8 protein-coding genes are annotated in these 7,460 nt (G+C 59.7%); all 8 read right to left on the bottom strand.

Annotated features, from left to right (window positions below; translation table 11 throughout):
* Positions 1 to 288: 288 nt before the first annotated feature.
* A complete protein-coding gene (locus tag AC3WQZ_RS35055) occupies positions 289 to 1,134 on the bottom strand; it encodes a hypothetical protein (protein WP_058698212.1) in 846 nt (281 codons plus the stop codon).
* Between the two features lie 57 nt (positions 1,135 to 1,191).
* Entirely contained in the window at positions 1,192 to 1,809 is a 618-nt protein-coding gene (locus tag AC3WQZ_RS35050; protein ID WP_058698211.1) for an IncC plasmid conjugative DNA transfer DtrJ family protein, read from the bottom strand.
* 3 nt (positions 1,810 to 1,812) lie between these two features.
* On the bottom strand, positions 1,813 to 2,106 hold the full coding sequence (locus tag AC3WQZ_RS35045; protein WP_233528063.1) for a hypothetical protein: 294 nt from the start codon (positions 2,104 to 2,106) through the stop codon (positions 1,813 to 1,815).
* Entirely contained in the window at positions 2,081 to 2,587 is a 507-nt protein-coding gene (locus tag AC3WQZ_RS35040) for a hypothetical protein (protein ID WP_058698210.1), read from the bottom strand. The genes AC3WQZ_RS35045 and AC3WQZ_RS35040 overlap by 26 nt, the downstream gene beginning before the upstream one ends.
* A gap of 7 nt (positions 2,588 to 2,594) precedes the next feature.
* Positions 2,595 to 4,451 carry a conjugative transfer system coupling protein TraD gene (traD, locus tag AC3WQZ_RS35035; protein WP_058698209.1) on the bottom strand — a complete coding sequence of 619 codons (1,857 nt, stop codon included), beginning with the start codon at positions 4,449 to 4,451 and terminating at the stop codon, positions 2,595 to 2,597.
* Positions 4,451 to 5,710, bottom strand: a complete 1,260-nt coding sequence (locus tag AC3WQZ_RS35030) for a TraI domain-containing protein (protein ID WP_058698256.1) — start codon at positions 5,708 to 5,710, stop codon at positions 4,451 to 4,453. Before AC3WQZ_RS35030 ends, traD begins: the two co-directional genes overlap by 1 nt.
* The gene (locus tag AC3WQZ_RS35025; RefSeq protein WP_058698208.1) at positions 5,710 to 6,759 is read right to left on the bottom strand and encodes a type IV secretion system protein; all 1,050 of its coding nucleotides are present in this window, start codon (positions 6,757 to 6,759) and stop codon (positions 5,710 to 5,712) included. The genes AC3WQZ_RS35030 and AC3WQZ_RS35025 overlap by 1 nt, the downstream gene beginning before the upstream one ends.
* A partial coding sequence (locus AC3WQZ_RS35020) for a TrbJ/VirB5 family protein (RefSeq protein WP_492302108.1) occupies positions 6,756 to 7,460 on the bottom strand: 705 nt, incomplete at its 5' end. The genes AC3WQZ_RS35020 and AC3WQZ_RS35025, both read right to left, overlap by 4 nt.

Below are 7,460 nucleotides of genomic sequence, written 5' to 3'. Positions count from 1 at the left end.
GTTCAGTCCTTCCAATACCTTTTCGAGCGACATGGCGATCGCAGTGTGGCAGTAAGTGGCACTTGGTGCCGGTTCAAAACAGCAAGTACCCCGAAGTGGTACCTCGGGGCAGATGTCGACGTCTGTTGATACGTTCGAAAGTGAGATCATGTCTCACGTGGTCCCACTAGCCATCACCAAGTGGCACTGCGTCCCACAGAGTGCCAATCCTCTTACTTCTAAACGGAGGGTAGAAACTAGGGCTTGGTGGGACTTGGTGTGACTGAGCGGGACCGTGCAGGCGGACAGTCAGACGCCGCGAACGGTGGTCATCAGCTTCAGGTGTGTCGTATAGCAGCGGAGGCCGAGCGGCTGGAACTTTCGCAGGAACCTCGTGACCTCGTCATTGACGTCCGTCATGTCGCGGATCCCGTTCCAGACCATGAAATCGAACTGGTCCATGGTTTGGTCGAACTTGATGAGGACCTGAAGCGCTCGGACGGCAAAGCGAGAGTAGGCCTGGACCTCCAGCTCGACGGACGGCCGCGTAATCGTCGGTTCGAAAACGATGTCGTCCTTGGCCCGCATCTCCTGCTCGCGTTGCTGGCGGTAGGCGGTTGCGACGCGCAGCTGCTCGTCGACATAGTCCTCGAGCTTTGCCAACTCACGCTCCAGGAACGTTTCGATGGTCGATAATTCGCTGCGCGAGAAGGTCGACTGACCGAAGCGCTGCAGGTTGAGCGACATGCGGTTCATGTACGGCCACCATTGCTCGAACAGCGGCCGCAGTCGGGTGTGATTCAACTTCAGTCCGACGGCCACGACAGCCGCGCCAGCGAGCTCGCGCTCGAGAATTTGACGACCCAGTTCGCGACGCCGGCGAACGATGGCTTGGCGGTCTGCCGGCGAGAGTTCGCGGAACAGCTTGCGGGTGCGCTCGACCTCTGCCTTCTTCTTCTCCAGGTCAGCCGTTGAAATGATGCCTTCCTTCCGCAGGGCGTCGGCAGACGCCTCCATCTCAAGCAGCTCCGACTCGACGTCATCGGGCCGATCCGCGGTGCCGGCAACGTCGACCGCAACAGCGGCCAGTGGCTGATCAAGCAGTTCGCTGACCGTAGCGGGCAGCTCGGCAGGGATTAGATCGGTAGTGGTCATAATTTCTCCTTGGATGGCCAGCCACTTGGCCTTTGGCATTCAGAAAGATGGTGTCGACTACTTGCCGACATGAAATGACGCCGCAAGGCGCCAGCTGAGCAAGCCGACCAGGCAGACGCCTAAGGTCCACCAGTAGGCCAGCAGGGAAATCGGAAGCAGCAGGGCGGATGCACCGAAGCCGAAGCACAGCAGCAAGCCATGTGCGGCGACATGGAACGTCACCGGGTTCGCGAACCCAGCGCCGGCGGCTCGGATCCTTCTCGACACGGCGCCGTCGTTGAGCAGCGCAGCAAGCAGCACCATGCCGCCAAACAGCCAGTAATGCGCAACCGCCGACCGATAGACCGCTCGATAGATGGTCAACCAGAAGTGCCGCATCCAACCACGCCCAAATTCGGATGCGCCGGCATCGGGTAGCGCCGTGTTCGCATCCGAGCCGGAGAACGATGCGCGCAACGCACCAGACCGGACAAACCATCGATCAAAGCGGTCGTTAGCCAACATCGTTGCCTTGTCCGCCTTGGGCTGTCCGAGCACATGTTCAACCGAACCCTGTTCCGCTTCACTCACTTCGAATACGGCATCGTCCTGTATGAACGGAGCGATGGCACATATCATCAGCGGCGCGGCTAGCATCCACATCCGAACATGGGAGACGAATCGACTGTTGGCCATGGCTCAGATCCAGTGCAGAGCGAGCAGAACAGGCAGCGCAGGGATCGCAGCGAGCGCGCCCCAGAACAATGCCGGCTTACGCGCCGCAATGCCAATCAGCGCGAAGCACGGGGCCGCGTTGCCGAGCAGGAATGCGCTTGGTATCGGGGTATCCGCATTCCCTGCGGAAATCCACGCCTGCATTTCGAACGCGAGTGCCTCGTCGACGCGAAAGAGCCGTGCGGCGATCCGCGGCTGGGTCTTGCGCAGCGAAGCGAGCGATTGCCTCGCCTTAGTATGCAAAGTCTCGAGCGACATCGTAGTTCTCGAAGTAGCGGGTAAAGCTGTACCCGGTCAGCACGCGTGCGGCCAACTGGAATGCTGCGCATCGCTGCGTCACATTCCCGGGAACTGGTTCGTCTACCACCTGGCAGACGTAGCCGATGGGCTGGCGTTGCTCGAAAGAGGGGATCGACTCGTGATAGGGATACCAAACGTTGTACTTCTCGCCCTTGAATGCGGCGTAGCGCTTGGCGTAGAGATCGTGGGCACGGCCGAACAGACCTTTCATGAAGGCCGCGTTGGCGTCACCATGCTTTCGAGCGGCGCGCCAGGCGGCGATAGCGTCTGTTAGCATCTCCTTGACCAACGGGTCTTCACGCACGCGGAAGTTCACGCCGATGTATTCGACTACCCGCGTGCATACGTCGTCCAGGTCTGGCGAGACGATGAAAACGGGCGAGAGCTTCGCGGAGAGTTTGTATTCCTTGGCGATTTGTCGGAACAGGCTGGTGCGCATTGACCTTTTAACCTTGGATAATTGGAATTCGACCCTGGTAGACGGAGCCACCGGAGATACGCAGGAAGTACTGCAGGTTGGGCAACTGCATGATCAACTCATGCGGAATCAATGGCGCTTTCTCAAGCTGGGTCGAACGTGACACGGAACCGCTGAACTCCCCGACATGCGCCTCGGTGCCAGTGCTTGTGCTGCTCGACACCACGACATTCCGGATGGCCGTGGTGCCAGCCTTCTCGCAGAACCACTCGGCCGTGTCGATATCTTCCAATCGTAAGACGAGCTGGTTGTTCAGATTGCCTAAAACCTGCTGCATCTTCGCCACGTTTCCCAGTTTGGCGGTGAAGTCCGAGCGTGTCTGGTAGGCGACGAATGCCTTGAAGCCTGCGCCACGGCCCTTGTTCAGGATCTGCAGCATCTGCTCGTTGATCGCCTCGGCTGCCTCGTCGACGATCAGGACGATCTCTGGAGGCTTCTTGTAGAAGTTGTAAATGGAACCGGCGACGGAAGCGATGTCGGCTAGCAGCATCGACATGACAGCCTGGGCCACCATAGAGTTGGAGAGCGAATCCGCACCGACATAGAGCACCGCCTTCTGCTTGATGACCTTATCGATGTCCCAGATCTCACGGTCATCGTCGAAGTCGTCTGCCTTTGGCGCCAGCATGAGGCCCGTCTCGCCGGTGGCCAGCATCTGGAGCAACGGCAGGGCAGAGGCGATGATGCGGCCGTAGTGGTCCCGATCGTGCTGGAACGTGGCGATGAGGCCATCGATAGCCTCGTGGCCATTCCCCTTGTCGGAGAAGCGCTCGATGTAGAGCCGGGCCATCCCGTCCAAGCGCGTGCCGCCTGGGCGCTGGCCGGCCTGTTGCATGTAGCCCATCACCTCCTCTTCCCAATCCGGCTTGCCGGCTTCAGGGAAGAAGCGCTGCAGGGCCCGATCCAGAAGATTGTTAATGCCGTTCTGGGCGTATTGAAGGATTGACCGCAGGTTCGGCTTGTCGCCGACGTAGAGTTCGCCCTTTACCGCGCGGTCGATGAACAAGAATGCGAACTGGCGGAAGGGTCCTTCCTCCATCAGCTGGGCGATGCGAGTTGGGATTTCCGAGGGTTGAGACCAATTTTCTAACGGGTTCAGGCGGATGGACTGCGAGGGAGCGGCCTGCTTCCAGTAGAGAAATTTGCGCCCAGTGCGCTCACACTCGCGCTTGACACGTGCGACCCACTCGCCGTCATTTTTCGGGTCGATGACGATTAAAACGTCGTTGGGATTGTGGATGACCTGGGTCGAAATGACCTCGTAGGTCCGGGTCTTGCCTGAGCCGGTCGTCCCGCTTACCGATGTATGGCCGGGCATCGCCTTGTAGTGAAAGGGCACCTGGATCTTCTTCGGCTCCATGCCGTGTATCCATGATTTGCCCTGGGGCGAATGGTCGGCAATGCTGCCCGCAGGCGCGAGCAGTTTCTCGACGCGCTCCACTATAGGCTGCGGCAGCCACCGCGGCAAGCCGGGAATATCGCTTGACGGCATGCGAAGGATGTCGTGCGCGATCTGGCAATGCTTCTGTGTCCACTCAAAGCCAGTGCCAAGATACATGGCATCGTCGGTCTTTCGTATGCGAGCGCTCAGCGCGAGGAGCGCCTCGATCGGAAGGACCGCAAGCCACTTGGTGGAGATGGCCAGCCGAAACTTCAGCGCGCGCCAAACCTGTGTAGACCGGAACAGCAGCATGCCAACGCAGAACAGGGAAAAATACCCGGCGCTCGGCATATCGCTTAGCAACATCAAAGCTGCGGCAAGAAGCCACCCGATCGCGGCCCGGAATTCATAAATGGGCCGAAAGTGATTGATGTAGTGGTGCATCACTCGCTGCTCTCTGGGGATTGCGGAGGGGACGCAATGAGGTTCGCCACCTTGTCAACCAGAAGGATGTCTTGGCCGACGATCTTGTAGAGCAGCTGGAACTTGCGAAGGTTGTCGATGAGCGTCTCGGACGCGATGCCGTAATTGCCGAGCATGCGCTTGCTAATTGCCAGCTTGTTATCGACCCACGATACTTTCACCTTTCCCGCTGACACGTCCTGTGCTAGCGCCCTGAAGAACTCGCGCATCAGGTTGGACGCACCCTCCAAGGCTTCCTTGAAGGGGTCGGCAGCCTGATCGGGGCGCAGCGACTTGGTGCCGTCGAGTTGTACGATGCTTCGCGCTACCTCGCGTTGCGTGCCTTCGGCTGTCTCGGCTTGAGACTGGGCTTCGCCAGTTCCAGGGCCTGCTTCCTTCTCCATCTGCGACACCACCACGGTGCTCGCGTTCTCCGGGCCGGGTGTCGAATCGGCTTGCGCCGGTGCTGGTGGGGCGGGTGCCTTGATCTGGGTCGAATCTACCGCGGCGGCTAGCGCTTCGACACTCGGTGCAGGCGTCCTGTCGGGCGCAAAGGCGGCGCGGCGGGCTTTGATCTCGAACTGTGTCACTGTGTCGATGGCCTGCCGGACAACCTTTTGAAGCAAGGTCTCGAGTCCGGTCGGTCGAGGCTCGGGGTTGATGGCGCCAAAAAGATCAGCGAGGACCTGGCCGTCGAACTGTGCGAGCCGGTCCGCACCAAGAATCTCGCGCGCCAGCAACGCGGTGCGCATGCGCTCCAGTGGGAGCACCGCATCGCGACGGGTGACGCGATACGTGTCATCGCTTAGCCACGGACCGAAAGCTCCATGCACGGCGGGGATCCACTCCGCCCCATCCCTATCCCGAAAGAATTTGAAGTGTCGGCATGACTCATCAAGGCGGGAGCAGCAGGCGGCGAGAAACAGCGCATACAGGTATTGCGGTTCCAACTGCCTGCGCCGTTCGGACGTCTGATTGGCCGCGAACTTTTGTGCGCCAGACAGGCGCATGGCGAAGTAGGCCGCCTCAACCGTTGCCCGGAACGCACCACCGGCCTCGGCGTGCTCGTTGTGGCGCAGCGGCATGCTGGAGAACCACGTCGCACAACGCTCCAGCACATCAAGCCACTTGCTGTTGAAGTCCGCGCCATCCGCTTCGTTGGCGTACTGTCGGATGAGCGCGACGCGGTCTGCCTGGGAGGAAAGGAGATCGGAAGCGGAAAGGTGAATGTGAGGGGTCATCATTTCCCTGCCAACTTCCTGCCGAGGTTCCAGGCTCCGCGCCCAAACATCTTCATGCCACCGGTGCCACTCACCCCGCCACCAGTTCCGAAGAGAGATCCGGCGATCTTCGGAATCTCCAGCGCGACAAAGCCCAATAGGATGGCAATACTGAGTGCGTAGCTTGCAGCAAGAAGCGTGTCCGTGCCGATGTTGCCAACGTCTGAGACGATGCTGAGCAGTGTGGCGCTCACCAGCTGAGAGATGATGGCGGCGACCACCATATACATCGATCCTGTAACCATGTAGTCCAGCCACGCTGTGAAGTATTTTCGGGAGACGTCCGCCATGCCAAATGCGACGGCTAGTGGGCCCACCACGATGCCTACGGCTACCTGCAGGTGACCCACCAGAATGAACCACGAGTAGATCAAGGCCGCAATCAGCACCGCAATGAATGCCAAGCCGAACAGAATCGCTGAGACGACGGCATCAATCAGTTTGAGTGGGTTGGCGAACCCCGCGAGTAGTGTCCTCAGCACGGAGTCGTAGAAGCTACCTCCGGTCCTTGCCAACGAGATTGGGACGTTGTAGATGTCTACCCCCCCGTTGATAGCTTGGGCGAGATCGTTGAACCAAACAAACAGCCCGGGCGCAAAGCTGGTGTAGCTGGCGTAGAGAGACGCGAAGATGCCAACTACCAGAAAGGTCTCAAAGAGATCCGTCCACGCGGATACTGCGTCGCTCGTTGCCGCGAATCGTAGGCCGGCGAAGACGAGGGTGATTACCCCGAGTCCGAATGCGATCTTGTTGGCGTCAGGTCGCGTCCGCTCGCTGAGCCAAACTGCAGCCTGGATGAGCCCGCTTCGCAGGCCGTTCATCTTGTCCAGCGCCTTCTTGATGCCTTGACCGACCTCACCAGGTGCGCCAGCACTTGCAGCCGTGGCGCTATCCCCACTGCTGATCGCTTCCTGCGCGACGGCAACGCAGGAAAAGAGGGTGAGGAAGCTGAAGACGAGCGCGGTGAGCATCGCACAGAGGCTGTGTCGGATCAGCGAGGCGTGGCTCATTTCAGGTTCAGGATGCGCTGACGTTGCTGTTCGCGTTCTGCCTGCAGCCGGCGCGCGACGTCTACCGACTCGGCCTCGACGGCCAGTGCCTTTTGATCCTTGTCGGCGTCTGACTGCGTCTTGGCGCTCATGATCTGCAGCAGATCGGAGTTCTGGTTTGCGAGGACATCCAGCATCTCATTCGTCGCTTCGGCAGCAGCTTGTGCCGTTCCAGTCAGCTTCATTTCCTTCTGGATCTTCTGGCGTCGCTTCGCCTGGGTCTGCACGTTCTTGACGACGCTGTTGCCCAGGTTGAACAGGTTCTTCGCGGTCTTGTCGCCGTTGGTGAGAAGCGTGCGCTGATCTTCAAGCCACTGACCGCTGGATTTGCCGGATGCGGCCACCATGCTCTGAACCTTGCTCAGGTAGTCGGCATTCTCGGAAACCGTGCCATAGAGATCCTTCAGCGTCACGCCGTAGACGTCGTATTTGCCGATGTCGTCCTTGATGGCGTCCAGCTGTTCAGCCAGGTGCACGGGGTCCATGCCGGTGGCCTGAAGCAGCTGGTTGGCCATCATCCGGTATTGATAGGCAATGTTTGTGTTCTCGTAGATCTCCGTTTTCAGCGATTGCAGGGCGGTCCGCGTCGTCTGGACCAGATTGGCCACATCGATAACGGGAAGCCCGCTGGCGTGGGCCACCGACGAAACAAGAAAGGATGC

The organism is Cupriavidus sp. FW305-26 (assembly GCF_058787975.1).
Note: the sequence above shows the minus strand (reverse complement) of the source record. Positions and strands in the feature narration are given on the sequence as shown.